General features: G+C 78.3%; 10 protein-coding genes and 1 pseudogene. 6 read left to right on the top strand and 5 right to left on the bottom strand.

Translation table 11 applies throughout. From position 1 onward, the window contains the following. Window positions 1-417 precede the first annotated feature (417 nt). Together LO771_RS05010 and LO771_RS05005 are read right to left on the bottom strand one after the other, a co-directional pair. Window positions 418-2,010 (bottom strand): LCP family protein, encoded by a 1,593-nt coding sequence (locus tag LO771_RS05010; protein WP_230648436.1) that lies wholly within the window; start codon window positions 2,008-2,010, stop codon window positions 418-420. Window positions 2,011-2,217: 207 nt separating this feature from the next. Continuing rightward, a complete protein-coding gene (locus LO771_RS05005; RefSeq protein WP_230648435.1) occupies window positions 2,218-2,994 on the bottom strand; it encodes a TIGR03089 family protein in 777 nt (258 codons plus the stop codon). Between the two features lie 146 nt (window positions 2,995-3,140). Here LO771_RS05005 and LO771_RS05000 point away from each other — a divergent pair, with 146 nt between their 5' ends. The 3 genes and pseudogenes from LO771_RS05000 to LO771_RS04990 form a co-directional block, all read left to right on the top strand. After that, window positions 3,141-4,376, top strand: coding sequence for a peptidoglycan recognition protein (locus LO771_RS05000; protein WP_230648434.1), 1,236 nt, complete (start codon window positions 3,141-3,143; stop codon window positions 4,374-4,376). A 127-nt stretch (window positions 4,377-4,503) separates the two neighbouring features. Next, on the top strand, window positions 4,504-5,490 hold the full coding sequence (locus LO771_RS04995; protein ID WP_230648432.1) for a DNA-3-methyladenine glycosylase: 987 nt from the start codon (window positions 4,504-4,506) through the stop codon (window positions 5,488-5,490). 315 nt (window positions 5,491-5,805) lie between these two features. Then, window positions 5,806-6,249 (top strand): annotated as a pseudogene (locus LO771_RS04990) (SRPBCC family protein); the annotation flags it as partial. Window positions 6,250-6,720: 471 nt separating this feature from the next. On the opposite strand, the gene LO771_RS04985 reads toward LO771_RS04990, so the two are convergent. Genes LO771_RS04985 through LO771_RS04975 form a run of 3 tightly spaced genes read right to left on the bottom strand, consistent with a single transcriptional unit; the run spans window position 6,721 to window position 9,705 of the window. Next, a complete protein-coding gene (locus LO771_RS04985; RefSeq protein ID WP_230648430.1) occupies window positions 6,721-8,034 on the bottom strand; it encodes a coenzyme F420-0:L-glutamate ligase in 1,314 nt (437 codons plus the stop codon). Next, on the bottom strand, window positions 8,031-9,014 hold the full coding sequence (gene cofD, locus LO771_RS04980) for a 2-phospho-L-lactate transferase (RefSeq protein WP_230648428.1): 984 nt from the start codon (window positions 9,012-9,014) through the stop codon (window positions 8,031-8,033). Before cofD ends, LO771_RS04985 begins: the two co-directional genes overlap by 4 nt. A 34-nt stretch (window positions 9,015-9,048) precedes the next feature. Next, window positions 9,049-9,705, bottom strand: coding sequence for a cysteine dioxygenase family protein (locus tag LO771_RS04975; protein WP_374228072.1), 657 nt, complete (start codon window positions 9,703-9,705; stop codon window positions 9,049-9,051). Between the two features lie 667 nt (window positions 9,706-10,372). On the opposite strand from LO771_RS04975, the gene LO771_RS04970 reads away from it, so the two are divergent. From LO771_RS04970 to LO771_RS04960, 3 genes are all read left to right on the top strand, one after another. Then, window positions 10,373-10,636 carry a WhiB family transcriptional regulator gene (locus LO771_RS04970; protein WP_230648426.1) on the top strand — a complete coding sequence of 88 codons (264 nt, stop codon included), beginning with the start codon at window positions 10,373-10,375 and terminating at the stop codon, window positions 10,634-10,636. A gap of 289 nt (window positions 10,637-10,925) precedes the next feature. After that, complete coding sequence (locus LO771_RS04965) at window positions 10,926-14,705, top strand: glycosyltransferase family 2 protein (protein WP_230648424.1); 3,780 nt, start codon at window positions 10,926-10,928, stop codon at window positions 14,703-14,705. Window positions 14,706-14,711: 6 nt separating this feature from the next. Continuing rightward, a complete protein-coding gene (locus tag LO771_RS04960; protein ID WP_230648422.1) occupies window positions 14,712-16,310 on the top strand; it encodes a DUF5719 family protein in 1,599 nt (532 codons plus the stop codon). Window positions 16,311-16,322 lie beyond the last annotated feature (12 nt).

Below are 16,322 nucleotides of genomic sequence, written 5' to 3'. Positions count from 1 at the left end.
CCCCGGATCCGGGTGCTTCGCCCCGCAGCCGGTAGCTGCCGGTGGCAGGGTCGAGGACCCACTGGTCCGCCGGGTCGCCGCCCGACCAGTCCGGGCCGCTGCCCGGGGCGCCGTGCGTACGGCCGTCTCCCGCGTTCACGGTTCCAACCTCTCCCGCTGTGCCGGTGTACCGCGCTCCCCCTGCGCGAGTGGATCCTGTGGTTCCTGGGTAGTACTGAGACACGCGCCCCCCTGTCGGGGCCCGCGGCGTCCGGTGCGTCCGCCGCCCCCCGGGGCGCCTGTGCCGGACGGGCCCCCTGGGCCGACCGGGCACACACTAGCTGCCTAGTTCAGCCGGTCGGCAGCCGTGTGACAAGTCCCGCCCTCGCCGGAACGGGCAAAACGGTGCAGAGTGGCGAGGATTTTAGGGGTGCATGGTCAACTCTTGCCGCAGACCTGCTGATCCGCCGTACGTCCTCCGAAGACCGGGGACGCCCCGGCGTCCGCGCCGGCGGAGGGCGATGGCGAGCCGGACGGGGAGGACGGGGAGGCGGATCCGGCGGGGGAGGAGCCGGTGGGGGAGGAGGGCGTCGCCGAGGGCGCCACCTGTACCGGCCGGTCCTCCTTCAGCGCCTCGAACAGCCGGTCCGCCGCGGGCTGCACCAGCTGGTCGCGGTTGCGGTCCGCCGCGTAGGGCTCGCGGGGCGCGGTGAGGAAGGCCACGTTCTCGGGCCTCACCGACCGGAGGCTCTGCGCCAGGCCGTACAGCGCGTGGAGCGAGCCGAGGCCCGGGTCGGCGGTGATCGACGAGGTCGCCGCGTCGAGCAGCGGCCACAGCCGGGTCGGGTTGAGCAGCACCCCGTCCGTCTGCACCTTCTTCACCAGGGAGCCGAGGAACTCCTGCTGGCGGCCCATCCGCGCGGTGTCGCTGCCGTCGCCGAGGGTCTCCCGCACCCGGACGAAGCCGAGCGCCTGCTCGCCGTCCAGCCGGTGCGGACCCGCGGTGAGGTCCAGCTTGGCGTCCTTGTCGTGCACGTCCCGGTCCAGGCAGACGTCGACGCCGCCGACGGCGTCCACCATCCGCTTGAAGCCGGTGAAGTCGACGATCATGTGGTGGTCGACGCGGATGCCGGTGAGGTCCTCCACGGTGCGGATGGTGCAGGCCGCGCCGCCCCGCTCGAAGGCCCAGTTGAACTGGACGAACGCCGGCCGCGTGCGGGAGCCGTCCGGCCGCTCGCACGCCGGGACGTGCACCATGGCGTCGCGCGGGATGGAGACGCCCACGGCCCGCCGCCGGTCGGCGGAGAGGTGCAGCAGGATCGTGGTGTCCGAGCGCTGCCCGCCCGACGCGCCGTACGCGGCGTTGGCGCCGCTGCGGTCGTCGCTGCCGATGAGCAGGATGTTCTCGGCGCCGTAGGTCTTCGGGTCGGCCCCCCGGGCCGGGCGGGCGGACTCCTCGTCCTGGAGGATGCGGTTGGTGGCCGCGTCGGTGCGGATGTTGCCGTCCAGCCGGTGGTACGCCCACCAGGCCCCGGCGCCGCCGGTGGCGGCGAGCAGGATCAGGGCGGCGGCGCCGGCGGCGACCAGCCTGCGGCGGCGCCGGTGCGGCCGGCCGGGGGCGGGGGCGTGGTCGGACCCGGTGCCGTCCCGGCCGGCGTCGGGGCCGCCGGCGGTGGCGGTGCTCCCGGTCCCGGCGTCGGCGTCGGCGTCCCCCGCGGCTGCGTCCCCCGCGGCTGCGTCCCCCGTGTCCGAGGCGTCCGTGTCTCCGGCGTCCCCGGAGGGGCCGGCGGCACCGTCCGGGGCGGGTGCCCCGGAGGCCCCGGGGCCGGACTTGTCCGGGCCGGATATCTCGGGGTCCGCCGCCTCGGCCTCGGTGTCGGTCCCCGACCCGGCGGAGGGCCCGGCCGGCGCGGGCTGCCCCGCGGGGGCGCCCGCCGCGGGCGCGGCCTCGGTGTCGGGCGCGGTCCCCTCGGGGTGTGCGTGGGGCTCGGGGGTGCCCGGGGTGTTCGGTGAGCCTGATGAAGTGGACACGTCGGTTCTCGTTCCCCCTGTGCGTCGTGGCCGGGGGTGCGTCCCTGCTGGAGCCGCAGCCGCCCGACGGATACGTCCGTGAGACACACCGGCGGATCGCAAGGTTGCACGAGCCCGCGAAGCCGTGTTCGTCCCGGGCGGCGCCTACCCGCGCAGGCGCCGCCCAAGGCTCGCCGGCGCGGATGGGGCGCCGCCCCGGCGCGGTGGTCAGCCCAGCCGCAGCGTGACCCGCTCGGACGCGGCCCGCTTCTCCCACTGCTCGGCGGAGAGGCCGTCCGAGTTGCGGCACAGCACCAGCGACGCGCCGGCCGCCAGGGGGGCCAGCAGGCCGGCCTCCAGGCCGTCCCAGGTGTCGTACGGCAGTGTCGACAGCACCCGGTCCCCGGGGCCGACGCCCAGGCGCGCCGCGCCCGCGCGGGCGTGCGCCACGACCTCCTCGGCGGTCAGGCGCTCCACCCGGCCCCCGGCGTCGACCTCCAGCGCCGTCGACTCGGGGTCGACGGGGGAGTACGGCGCGAACCGGTCTCCCTGGGCCGGCACCTCGGCCGCGTAGTCGAGGAACCCGGCGGGCCGCTGCGGGAACCGTCCGCCGAGCGGGCGCAGCGCCAGCGCCACCCGTTCGCCGGAGCAGGCCTGGGCGGCCTCCAGGCCGTCCGGTCCGCTGACCACCAGGTCGGCCTCCGCCGGGTCCGCGCCGGGGGCGGCGCAGACCCCGACGGACCAGCAGGCGAGCAGCCAGACCGCGGTCTGCCAGTGCGCGGGGAGCAGCAGGGCCGCCCGGTCGCCGGGACCGGCGCCGAGTTCGTCCTGGAGCAGGTTGGAGGTCTTGGCGACCCAGTTGTCGAACGTCCTGACGGACAGTTCGACCCTCTCCCCCGTGCCGTCGTCGTAGAAGGTCACCAGGGGGCGGGCGGGGTCCCCGTCGAGCGCGGATCGCAGCAGGTCGGCGGGGGTGCGGGCGTCGGCGGCGAATGTCGCAGTCATGGTGCGCCCCAGACTAAGGCCTGGACCCCCCGGCGGTGCGCGCGGGCGAGGCACGGAATGGCCACGGTCGCGGCGGCGGCCGGGCGGAACTGGCGGTTCGCCAGTTGAGGTGGCGTCATGAGTTCATTGGGCTCAATATCCTTTTTATGCGCATTGCTCTCGTGACAGTACTGGGGGCGGGCTGTGCCGCCGCCCTCGCCCTGCAGGGTCTCGCCACCGGCACCGCCGCCGGACCGGCCGTCCGGGCCGGCCTCCTCCCCGGCGACGCGGCGGCCGCCACCCCCGGCGGCGGACCGGACGGAGCAACCACCGTCATCCCGCTCACCGCCGCACCGGCGGGCGCCGCCCGCCGCCTGCTCGCCGCCTCCCCGGCGGGCGGCGCGGGAGCCCGGGGGCCGCGGGAGCTCCCCGCGCGCCGCACCCACCGCTTCTCCCTGCTCGGCGTCACCTGGAACGACCCGCGGGCCGAGCTCGACGGCACGGTGCGGGCCCGCACCCGCGACAGCCGGACCGGCCGCTGGAGCGGCTGGCACCGCATCTCCGGCGGCTCCGACGACGCGCCGGACGTCGGAGCCGCCGAACGCGACGCCCCCGGCACCCGCGGCGGCACCGCCCCGCTGTGGACGGGGCCCTCCGACGGGGTCGAGGTCGAGGTGGTGCCCGGCCGCCGCGCCCTGCCCGCCGGGCTGCGGGTCGACCTCGTCGACCCCGGCACCGGGGTGCACAGCGCCGCCCTGCCGCGCGTCCTGCCCGCCGCGGGCGCCGCGGCCGTCGGCCGGCGCCTCACCCGCCGGGAGTACGCCGCCGACCGGCCGGAGATCGTCACCCGGGCCGGCTGGGGCGCCGACGAGAAGCTGCGGACGGAACCGCCCCAGTACACCGGCACGGTGCGGGTCGTCTTCGTCCACCACACCGCCACCGAGAACGACTACGCGTGCTCCGACGCCGACGCGATCGTCCGGAGCATCTACCGCTACCACGTGAAGAGCAACGGCTGGCGGGACATCGGCTACAACTTCCTGGTCGACAAGTGCGGCACCCTCTACGAGGGCCGCGCGGGCGGGGTCTCCAGGGCCGTCCTCGGCGCGCACACCCTCGGCTACAACAGCGACTCCGCCGGCATCGCGGCCATCGGCAGCTTCGGCGACGGCGACGGCGACGTGCCCCAGGACATGCTGGACGCGATCGCCCGGCTCGCCGCCTGGAAGCTCGGCCTCGGCGGCCGCGACCCGAAGGGCACCGCCGTGCTCGGGTCGAAGAAGGCGGAGTTCAGGGGCATCTCCGGCCACCGCGACGCCCTCGCCACCCAGTGCCCCGGCGACGCCCTCTACGCGGACCTCGAGGACGTCCGCAGCGAGGCCGCGGACCTGCAGGGCCGGTAGCCCCGTGCGGACGGGCGCCGGGCCGCCGTCCCGCCCCGGCGGACCCGGCCGGATCCGCCGGCCGGATCCGCCGTGCGGGGCCGTCGTGCGGGCCCGGACCGGGCCCGCCGCGTACGCTGGGGCCGTCATGACCGTCCCCCCGCCCAGGTCCGCGCCCGGCCCGCAGCCCGCCGGCGCCGGACCGTGCCGCACCTGGCGCCCGCCGGGCCCGGTGGACGTGCCGCTCACCCTGGGCGTGCTGTGCCGGGGGCCCGGCGACCCGGCGTACCGCACCGCGCCGGACGGCGCCGTGTGGCGGGCCTCCCGCACCCCGGCGGGACCCGGCACCGTGCGGATCGCCGCCCGTCCCGCCGAGGGCGTGGTCGAGGCGCAGGCGTGGGGGCCGGGCGCCGCATGGCTGCTGGACCGGCTGCCGGACCTGCTCGGCGCCGCCGACGACCCGTCGGGCTTCGCCCCCGACCCGCGCCACCGGCTGCTGCACGACGCCCACCGGCGCCATCCCGGCCTGCGGCTCGGCCGCACCGGGCTGGTGATGGAGTCGCTCGTCCCGGCCGTGCTGGAGCAGAAGGTCACCGTCGTCGAGGCGCACCGCGGCTGGCGGCTGCTGCTGCAGTGGTTCGGCACGCCCGCGCCCGGCCCAGCGGCGGCCCCCGGCTCGCCGGTGGCCCGCATGCGCGTCGCCCCGGCGGCCCGCGACTGGGCGGCCGTCCCCTCCTGGGAGTGGCACCGCGCGGGCGTGGACGCCAGGCGGGCGGCGGCCGTCGTCCGGGCGGCGCGGCTGGCGCCGCGGCTGGAGGAGGCGTCGGCGATGGGCCCCGCCGAGGCCGTCGCCCGCCTCACCACCGTGGCCGGCATCGGCGTGTGGACGGCCGCCGAGACGCTGCAGCGCAGCAACGGGGACCCCGACGCCGTCAGCGTCGGCGACCTGCACCTGCCGAACACGGTGGGGTGGGTGCTGGCCGGGCGGCACCGCACGGACGACGCGGGGATGCTGGAGCTGCTGGAGCCCTACCTCGGGCACCGGCACCGCGCCTGCCGGCTGGTCCGGCTCTGCGGGGCGCGCCCGCCGCGCCGGGCCCCCCGGTTCGCGCCGCGCGACTTCCGCGCCGTGTGACGCCCCGCCGCCCGGTCCCCGTGCCGTCCGGCACGGGGACCGGGCGGTCCTGCGGGGAGGGGGCCGCGGGCCGGGGCGGGAGCGCGTCCGCAACGCGCCGGGCACCCCGCCGGAGGACTCTCCCCGCACCCCGCCGGAGGCCGCCCGGCACCCGGCCGCCGGGCGCCGGGGGCAGCCGGGCACCCCGGGCGCGAAGGCCCGTTTCTACCCGGTGCATCCCCCGAGAAACGGGCGTTTTGCCCGGTTGGCCAGGGGCAGCCGATCCAGTGAGCGACCTTCGAGAGTGATCCCCGACAGGGTGAGGAGTGATCCGGCGTGACGACCGTCGAGCATTCGATCGACGTGGACGTGCCCGTCCGCACGGCCTACAACCAGTGGACGCAGTTCGAGGAGTTCCCGAGGTTCATGTCCGGCGTCGAGCGCATCGAGCAGCGCTCCGACAGGCTGACGCACTGGCACACGAAGATCGCCGGTGTGAGCCGCGAGTTCGACGCGGAGATCGACGAGCAGCGGCCCGACGAGCGCATCGCCTGGCACAGCCTGAGCGGCACCAAGCAGGCCGGCGTGGTCACCTTCCACCGGCTGGACGACACCCACACCCGCGTGATGCTGCAGCTCGACTTCGAGCCGGAGGGCATCGTCGAGCAGGCCGGCGACAAGCTGGGCGTGGTCCGCGGGCAGGTGAGCGGCGACCTGAAGAAGTTCAAGGAGTACATCGAGTCGCGGGGCGCCGAGAGTGGCGCCTGGCGGGGCGAGGTGCCCGGCGGCGCCGAGCGCCAGGGCGGTGCCGCGTCCGGGTACGGGACCGGCGCACCGAAGCCCGGCCCGCAGGCCCACGAGGCCACCCCGCAGTGGGGCGACACCCCCGGCGGGCAGCCCGGCTCGGCCGGCGCGCCGCGGGAGCCGTACGCCGACCCGCACGACCCGTACGCCGACCCGCGCGGCGGCGGCATGCCGCCCCGCTGACCGCGGCCCCGCAGGCCGCGGTCCCACGGACCGCCCGGCCGCCGGAACGGCCCCACGGGTACGGACACTCTCCGGCCGTTCCGGCACCAGGCCGGGCCCCGCAGCCGGCCCGCCGTCCTCTCCCCCTCCGGCGGGCCGGCTGCCGTGCGGTCCCCGTGCCCGTACGCACGCCGCCCGGACCCCTCGGGGTCCGGGCGGCGCCGTGCGTCCACCGCCGGAAGGTCCCGGGCGGCGCCGGGAGGGGCGGGAAGGGCGGATCCGGGGTCAGCGGACCTCGACGAAGGCGTCCGCCGGCCGGGCGGGCCGGACCGCGGGGGCCTCGGCCGGCCGGCCGACCGCGACCGCGCCCATGGCGTCCCAGCCGTCCGGCAGCGAGAGCGCCCCGCGGACCGTCGGCCGGCAGAACATGGTGGACGACACCCACGCCGAGCCGTAGCCCTCGCCGGCCAGCGCCACCAGCAGGTTCTGCACCGCGGCGCCCATCGCGACCACGAACATCTCCCGCTCGGCGGCGCTGCGCCGCGGGTCCGGGTAGGCGTGGGCGCCGTCCGCGACCAGGCAGGGCACCACCAGGTAGGGGGCGTCCCGCAGCACGTCGCCGCGGCGGGTGCGGCGGGCGATCCGCTCCTCGTCCCAGCCGTCGATCTCCCGCAGGTCGGTGCGCCAGGCGTCGAGCATCGCGTCGAGGAGCTTGGTGCGGGCCGCCTCGGTCTCCAGCAGCACGAACCGCCAGGGCGTGGTGTGGTGCGGCGCGGGCGCGGTGACCGCGGCGGCCACCGCGCGGCGCACGGCCCCGCCGTCCACCGGCTCGCCGGTGAACCGCCGCACGGTGCGGCGCAGGGTGACCGCCTCGCGCAGCGCCTCGGAGGTGCCGAGGCGGAACATGTCGTCGGCGGCGGGCCGGATCAGCGCGCGGGCGCCGGGCCCGTCCTCGGCGGTGGCGACGCCGGCCAGTCCGCGGACGACCGCGACGGGCGTGCCGGAGGTCTTGCCCTTGGCGAGGTCCCCGGCGGCGGCCAGCTCGTCGGCGGTGGCGGTGACGGTGACGGCCAGCTCGTTGCCGTGGCTGTCGGTGCGGCCGCGGTGGTCGTCGAGGACGGCGACCCCGGCGGCGCCGATCGCGATGTCGGTGAGGCCGTTGCGCCAGGGCCGGCCGGCGGTGTCGGTGACGACGACGGCGACGTCCGCGCCGGTCAGCGCGCGCAGCCGGGCGCGCAGGGCGCGGGCGGAGGCGTCCGGGTCCTCGGGCAGCAGCAGCACGGTGCCGGGGGCGGTGTTGGAGGCGTCCACCCCGGCGGCGGCCATCACCAGGCCCTGCCGGTTCTCGACGATGCGGGTGCGGCCGCGCCGGGCCACGGTGCGGACGGTCTCGGCGTCGATCGCCGCCTCGCGGTCGGCGGCCGCCACGACCCGGCCCTCGGCCTTGCTGACGACCTTGGAGGTGACCAGCAGCACGTCGCCGTCGCGCAGGCCCGGACCGCCCTCCGCGGCGGCCGCGGCGGCGACCAGGGCGGCGAGGTCGTCGCCGGGGGCCACCTCGGGGACGCCGGGGAGGGGCAGGACCGTGTAGCCGGTCATCCGCGCACCTCCTCGGCGAGGTCCAGGGCGGCCCGGGCCATGGCGGCGGCGGCCGCCGTGTCGGTCATCATCAGCGGCACCGCCCGGCAGGCGATGCCGGCCGCCTCCACGCCGGGCACCGCGTCCGCGTCCGAGGTGTCCACCAGCCAGCCGTCCAGCAGCCCGGGCCCGTAGTGCCGGGCCACCGCCTCGGCGGTCGACTCCACGCCGACGGCCGCCAGCACCTTGTCGGCCATGCCGCGCACGGGGGCGCCGCCGACGATGGGGGAGAGGCCGACCACGGGCGCGTCCGCCTCCGCGACGGCCTGCCGGACCCCGGGGACGGCGAGGATCGTGCCGACGCTGACCACCGGGTTGGACGGCGGCAGCAGGATGACGTCGGCCTCCGCGATCGCCTCCAGCACGCCCGGCGCGGGCTTGGCGTCCTCGGCGCCGACCGGGACCACCGCGAGCGCCGGGACCTCGGCCCGCAGCCGCACCCAGTACTCCTGGAAGTGCACGGCGCGGCGGCCCTCGGCGTCCTCGACGAGGACGTGGGTCTCGACCCGGTCGTCGGACATCGGGAGCAGGCGCACGCCCGGCCGCCAGCGGGCGCACAGCGCCTCGGTGACCGCGCTCAGCGGGTAGCCGGCGGCGAGCATCTGGGTGCGGACGACGTGGGTGGCCACGTCGCGGTCGCCCAGGCCGAACCAGTCGGGCCCGACGCCGTACGCCTTCAGCTCCTCCTTCACGGACCAGGTCTCGTCGGCCCGGCCCCAGCCCTGCTCCTCGTGGATGCCCCCGCCGAGGGTGTACATCACGGTGTCGAGGTCGGGGCAGACCTTCAGTCCGAAGAGGTGGATGTCGTCGCCGGTGTTGCCGACGACGGTGATCTCGGCGGGAGCGGACGGGGACGGGTCGCCGCCGGGGGCGACGGCTTCCTTGAGGCCGCGCAGGAAGCGCGCCCCTCCGATCCCTCCGGCCAGTGCCACGATGCGCATGCGGCCATCCTCGCAGGCGCGGCGCGCCCCGCCGTCAGGCGCCCTCGTACACGCCGGGCCCGGGCGGGCCGCCGGCGGGCAGCCGCGCGGGGGGCCGCACGGGCTCCGCGGACGGCCGGTGCCGGTTCATCTCCACCAGGCCGGGTGCGTAGACGTGGATGCTCACGGCGGGCTCCAGGGAGGCGTTGACCACCTCGTGGACGGCCCCGGTGCCGCCGGCCCGCCCGGCCCCGGCGCCGCCGTGCGCCGGGCGGCCCGGCAGGACGCGGACCGTGCCGGGCCGCAGGGTGCGGGAGCGCTCGCCGGAGCGGTCCCGCGAGCGCTCGGCCAGCTCGCCGCGGACCACGGTCATCACGCCGAGCGAGGCGCCGTGGTCGTGCAGCCCGCTGGACTGGCCGGGCAGCCAGCTCAGCAGCCACACCTCGTGGCCGGGGCCGGTCGCCAGCCGGGCGTACCAGCGGGTGAGGGCGTCGTAGCGGACCAGCGGCTCCCAGCGGCCGCGGTCGGCGGCGGTCCCGCGGACCAGCGCGGCGAAGTCGGCGACGGTGGCCGGCCCGGCGGGCGCGGCGTCCACGGCGAGGTGCGGGAAGGCCAGGGGGTCGCCGGCGACGGAGAGGTCGCTGAGGCCGTCGGACCAGCGGGGCGCGGGCGCGGTGGGACGGGCGGCGGGGTGCTCGGGGGTGCGGTGCACGGGTGGGTCCTCGCGGAGGCGTGCGCGCGGGCCGGGAGCGGGAGGCGGTGCTCGGGCCGCAGGGCCGGGCGCGCGGGGGGCAGGGGCCTGGGGTGCGTGCCGGCGCCCGGCGGAGCGGGCGCTACGGACGGCGGGTGCGAGGACAACAGAGCGCGCTGGCGGCACGGCGGAGCTCGACGTGGAGGCTCCGGTGGGCGAGGCGCGCGGACATGGGGCCAAGGAGACCCCGGAGGCCCGCCGGATGTCAAACCGTCAGCGCGGGTACCGCCGGCCGTCACTCGATCGACGGATGTTGCGGGCACGGTGTTTGCATGCCGGAGCCCCCGGGAAGCAGCGCGTCATCAGCCCTGGGCGGTCCCGTGCCCGGCTGTGATCCACACCGCCTCCGCCGCCGACCGGGCAACCGCCGGGCTGCGGAGACCGTCTTTCCCGAGGAGACGGCGGGGGTCCGGCCGGCAGTGCTCCTCCCCGAGGTGATGGTTCCGGTTTGCCCGAATATGCACACTATTCGTGGCCCCTTGGTTCCGGGGAGTGAATCCACCGGCCAATACCAGAGCCCGGCTTGACTGAGCCAGAGTGACGCACTTGTAATTTCACTCGTGTCGTTCACCGCCACGGACGAGGGCGGCACACGGGGAAGCTGAAGAGGGGCTAGGAGGCGCGCCGCATGAGCGAGCTCTTTGAGCTGATGATCGGTGAGGACACCGAGGAGGAGCTCGGCTGGCAGGAGCGCGCCCTGTGCGCCCAGACCGATCCCGAGTCGTTCTTCCCGGAGAAGGGCGGTTCCACCAGGGAGGCCAAGAAGGTCTGCCTGTCCTGCGAGGTCCGCTCCGAGTGCCTGGAGTACGCCCTCGCCAACGACGAGCGGTTCGGGATCTGGGGCGGCCTCTCCGAGCGGGAGCGCCGCCGGCTGAAGAAGAGCGCGGTCTGACGGCCGCGCCCGGCCCGCGGTCCGGCAGGGCGACCTGACCGGCCGTCGGCACACCGGCGCCAGGACATCTGCACACGAGCACCACGGCTGCGCCCCGCCCGACCGGCGGGGCGCAGCCGTGTGCGGGCCTCGCGGCCCGCCGCCCCCGGCGGAGCCGTTAGTGTGGTGCGCCATCCGGAGAAGCGTCGTCCGGACCGCGCACCGCCGGCACCCGGGCAGGCCGTCCCCGCCCCCGGCAGGCACAGCGCGCGCAACCTGCCGTCCATGCGAACCGGGGCCCGCTCACGCGATGACTGCCTACAGCCACACCCGACCGCCGGCCTACCCGAGGCACCTGGTCACCGCCGTCGTCGTCGCGCACGACGGCGCCCGCTGGCTTCCCAGGACCCTCCAGGGCCTCCTCGGCCAGGACCGCCCGGTCCAGCGCGTCGTCGCCGCCGACACCGGCTCCGCCGACGCCTCGCCGCGGCTGCTCGCCGACGCGCTCGGCGGCGGCGTCCTCCACCTGGCCCGCCGCACCGGCTTCGGAGCCGCCGTCGGCGAGGCCGTCCGCTCCACCGCGCCGCTGCGCCCCGAGGACCTGCCCTACGACCTCGCCCCGGCCGGGCCCGCCGCCTCCGCCGGCGCCTGGGACGAGTACGGCGACCCGCTCGGCCGCGACGACGCCCTCGACGGCGGCGGGCACGGCGGCTCCGGCGAGCCCGTGGAGTGGCTCTGGCTCCTCCACGACGACTCCGAGCCGCAGCCCGACGCCCTGCGCCGCCTCCTCCAGGTCGCCGACTCCACCCCCTCCGCCGCCGTCGTGGGCCCCAAGCTCCGCAGCTGGTACGACCGCCGCCAGCTGCTGGAGGTCGGCGTCACCATCGCCCGCTCCGGCCGCCGCTGGACCGGCCTGGACCGCCGCGAGCAGGACCAGGGCCAGCACGACCAGGTGCGCCCCGTCCTCGCCGTCTCCACCGCCGGCATGCTGGTCCGCCGCGACGTCTTCGAGCAGCTCGGCGGCTTCGACCGGGCGCTGCCCCTGATGCGCGACGACGTCGACCTGTGCTGGCGGGTCAACGCCGCCGGCCACCGCGTCGTCGTCGCCCCCGACGCCGTCCTGCGCCACGCCGAGGCCGCCAGCCGCGAGCGCCGCCCCATCGACTGCGCCCCCGACCACCCCCACCGGGTCGACAAGGCCGGCGCCGTCTTCACCCTCCTCGCCAACTCCCGCGGCCTGCTGCTGCCCTACGTCCTGCTGCGGGTGCTGCTCTCCACCCTGGTCCGCGCCGTCGGCTACCTCGTGGGCAAGGCCCCCGGCCAGTCGCTCGACGAGCTCGCCGGCCTCGGCCACGTGCTGCTGCGGCTGCCCGGCGTCCTCGGCGCCCGCGTCCGCCGCTCCCGCACCCGCTCCGCCGACGCCCTCGACGACCGGACGCTCTTCCCCGCCCCGGGCGCCACCGTCCGCCTCACCGTCGAGCAGGCCGCCGGCGCCCTGGGCGCCGGCCGCGGCGACGACTCCGGCGCCGGACGCCACGGCGGCGCGGAGAGCGGACCCACCGACGACGACGCCGACTTCCTGGAGGTCGAGCAGTTCGCGCGGCTCAAGCGGATCGCCCGCCGCCCCGCCCCGGTGCTCTTCGCCGGACTGCTGCTGGTCGCCCTCGCCGCCTGCCGCGACCTGGTCGGCGGCGGCACCCTGCTCGGCGGCGCCCTCCTGCCCGCCGACCGGGCCGCCGCCCTGTGGCACGCGTACGCCGACGCCTGGCACCCCGTCGGCGCGGGGTCCACCGCCACCGCCCCGCCCTACCTCGGCGTGCTCGCCGTGCTCTCCTGGCTCCTCGGCGGCGACGCCGACCTCGCGGTCACCCTGCTGCTCGTGCTCTCCGTGCCGCTGGCCGGCGTCTCCGCCTACCTCGTCACCCGGCCGCTGGTGGAGTCCCGCGCCGTCCGCGCCTGGGCCGGCGCCGCCTACGCCTTCCTCCCCGCCGCCACCGGAGCCCTCGCCCAGGGCCGCATCGGCACCGCCGTCCTCGCCGTGCTGCTGCCGCCGCTGGCCCGCGCCGCCGCCGTCGCCGCCGGCCTCGGCATCCGCCGGGAGACCGCCGCCCGCGGCGCCCGCCCCGGCTGGCGCAGCGTGTGGACGGCCGCCCTGCTGCTCACCGCGGTCACCGCCTTCGTCCCCGCCGTCTGGGTGCTCGCCCTGCTGCTGTGCGCCGCGGCGGTGGCCGCGGCCGCGGTCCGCGGCGGCGCGTACGGCAGCGGCGCGGTCGCGGTGCGCCGCCTCGGGCTGCGCTGCCTGGCCGTCGCCGCCACGCCGGTCCTGGTGCTGGCGCCCTGGTCGCTGGACGTCCTCGGCTCGCCCTCCCGGCTGCTGCTGGAGGCCGGACTGCCCCGCGGCGCCGGCGCGGCCGCCACCCCCCTCGGCCTGGTCCTGGTCAATCCCGGCGGCGCCGGCACCCCGCCCCTGCTCCTCTCGGCGGGCGTGGTGCTCGCCGCCCTGGCCGCCCTGCTGCGCGCCGACCGGCGCCGCGCCGTGCTGGCCGCCTGGGCCGGCGCCGCGGTCGGCCTGCTCTTCGCCGTCGTCGTCGCGGGCACCGCGGTCACCCCCGGGCCGGGCGCCCTGCCGGTCGCCGCCTGGGCCGGGCCCGCCACCCTGCTCACCGGAACCGCCCTGCTCGCCGCGGCCTGCATCGGCGCCGACGGCGCGCAGGCCCGCGTCGCCGGCATCGACTTCGGCTGGCGGCAGCCGGTCGCCGCCCTGGTGGTGTTCGCCGCCGTCCTCGCCCCCCTCGGTACGGCCCTGTGGTGGGCGGTGCGCGGCGCGGGCGACCCGCTGCGGCGCACCAGCCCGGTGCAGGTGCCGGCGTTCGTCGCCGCCGAGTCCGGGACCGTCGACCGCACCCGCACCCTCGTCCTGCACGGCGACGCCGACGGCAGCGCCGTCACCTACGCGCTGGTCCGCGGCTCCGGCCTGTCCCTCGGCGACGCCGAGACCGACACCCCGGCGCCCGGCCTCACCACCCTGGTCGGCAACCTGCTGGCCGGCTCCGGCGGCGACCAGTCCGGGCGGCTCGCGGGCTACGCGGTGCAGTACGTGCTGGTCCACGACCCGCTCACCGCCAAGGTGCAGGACGTCCTGGACACCACCCCGGGCCTCACCCGGGTCAGCCAGGAGGGCGGCACGGCCCTGTGGCGGATCGACGGCGCCCCCGCCGCCCGCGCCGTGCTCACCGCCCCCGACGGCACGGTCACCCCCGTGCCCTCCGGGCCGTCCGACATCCGCACCGCCGTCCCCGCCGGCCCCGACGGCCGGGTGCTGCGCCTCGCCGAGCGTGCGGACGACGGCTGGCAGGCCACCCTCGACGGCCGCGCCCTCCCGGCGGTCCCCGCCGTCGACGGCTGGGCGCAGGGCTTCCGGCTGCCCGCCTCCGGCGGCACCCTCGCCGTCACCCACCGCGGCGGCGCCCTGCACACCGGCCGGATCTGGGTGCAGGTGCTGCTCGCCCTCACCCTCGTCGTGCTGGCCCTGCCCGCCCGGCGCTCCACCAACGACGACGACCTGCCGGAGGAGGAGGCCCCGCAGGCCGCCGAGCCGCCGGTGCCCGGCAGCCGCCGCGCCCGCCGTCTCGCCGCCGCCGAGGGGGCGGACCCGGACGGCGACGGCCCCGGCGACGCCTCCCTGCCGGAGGGTGCGGAGGCCGACGGCGCGGTGTACGCGGCGGCGGTCCCGTCGCAGGCCGCCGCCGACGCGTACGGCTACGACCCGCACACGCCCGCCGGCGCCTACGCGGACCCGGGGTACGCCCAGCAGCCCTACCAGCAGGCCGGACCCGCCGCCTGGGACCCGTACGCGGCGCCCCGGCAGGAGCCCTACGGGGCCCCGGCACCCCACCCCGGCCACGACCAGGCCGCGGGCTACGACCAGGCCGCGGGCTACGGCTGGGACCCCTACGCCCAGGGCGCCGGGCAGGACGGCGACCAGGGGGCCTACGGCTCGCTGGACGCCGACGACCCCTGGCTGCAGCAGGGCGGCCACGCCGACCCCTACGGGCCGGGCGACAGCCGCCGCGACGGATCCGGGAGCTGACGAGTGATGAGGAACCTGACCTCCAACCGCACCACCGCCTCGCTGCTCGCCGCCGCCGCGGTGCTGGCCGCCGCGTTCGGCGTCGCCGAGCTGCGGCCGCCCGCGGACCCGGCCGCCGACGGTCCCGCCGGCACCACCCGGGCCACGGTGGAGCGGACCTCCGCCGTGTGCCCGCAGCCCTTCCAGGGCTTCTCCGGCACCACCGCGTACACCGCCTTCACCCCGGCCGGCGGGGCGGCGGGCGGCCACGGCACGCTCGTCCCCGTCGCCGCGGGCGCCGTCCCCAGCGGCTCCCCGGCCCCCTCGTCCAGCGGGTCCGCGAGCGCAACGCCGGGCGGCGGGGCCGGTGCGAAGCCCGGCCGCAGCGCCTCGGCCGCGCCGCGGGCCGGGGCGTCCCGGGGCGGCCCGCTCGCCACCCTCGCGAAGGCGGGCGCGCCGGTCACCGCCAAGGCGCCCGGCGGCGACGAGGCCCCCGCGGTGGCGGCCGTCGCCGACGGCGGCCTCGCGCCCGGCTTCACCGTGCAGCAGACCACCACCGCGACCGTCGGCCCCGGCCGGGGCATGTCCGGCCTGACCTGCGGCGCCTCCGGCACCGGCTTCTGGTTCGCCGGCGCCTCCACCGCGAGCGGCCGCGCCGACTACGTCGACCTCGTCAACCCCGAGGACCAGCCCGCCATCGTCGACGTCGTCCTGTACGGGGCCGACGGCGAGCTGGACGGCGGCTCCGCGGGCAGCGTCACCGTGCCGCCCGGCGCCTCCATGCCGATCCTGCTCTCCACGCTCACCAGGACGCCCGCGCCCGACCTGGCGGTCCACGTGGCCGCCCGCACCGGCCGGGTGGCCGCCGCCCTCCACGCCTCCGACGCCGGCCGGGGCGGCGACTGGCTGCCCGCCGCGGCGGCGCCCGCCGGCACGGTGGTCGTCCCCGGCCTCCCGGGCGACCTGGCCTCGGCCCGGCTGGTCGTCCTCGCCCCGGGCGAGGACGACGCGGACCTCAAGGTGCAGCTCTCCGGACCCAACGGCTGGTTCACCCCCGCCGGCCACGAGACCCTGCACGTCAAGGCCGGCATGGTGGCCGCCGCCGACCTGGGGGCCGTCACCCGCGGCAACGCGTCGGCGCTGCGGCTGAGCCCCACCGACCCGAAGCACGCCGCACCGGTGGTCGCCGGGCTGCGGGTCGACCGGCGCAAGGGCGGCTCGTCCGACGCGGCCTGGCTGGCCTCCAGCGCGCCGGTCGGCGCCAGGGCCACCGCCGCCGAGAACCGGGCCGGCGCCTCGACGCTCGTCCTGACCTCCACCGGCGAGGCGGCGAAGGTCCGGGTGACCTCGTCGGCCGGGGCCCGGGGCGGCAGCCCCGCCGTCAAGGAGGTGCAGCTGCCCGCCGGGGGCACCGTCGCCCTGGCCCCCCCGGCGCCGTCCGGTGCGGCCGGACCGTGGGCCGTGACGGTGGAGACCCTCTCCGGCGGACCGGTCGCCGCCGCCCGCATCCTGACCGGCGGTACGGGCGGAGGGGCGGCGTTCACGGTCCAGCCGCTCCAGGACGACCGCTCCACGGTGCTGGTGCCGCACGCCGCGCAGGACCCGGCGATCCTCGTCGGGGGCTGACGGCCCCCGCTG

This window comes from Streptacidiphilus sp. ASG 303 (genome assembly GCF_020991365.1).
GTDB lineage: Bacteria > Actinomycetota > Actinomycetes > Streptomycetales > Streptomycetaceae > Peterkaempfera.
Note: the sequence above shows the minus strand (reverse complement) of the source record. Positions and strands in the feature narration are given on the sequence as shown.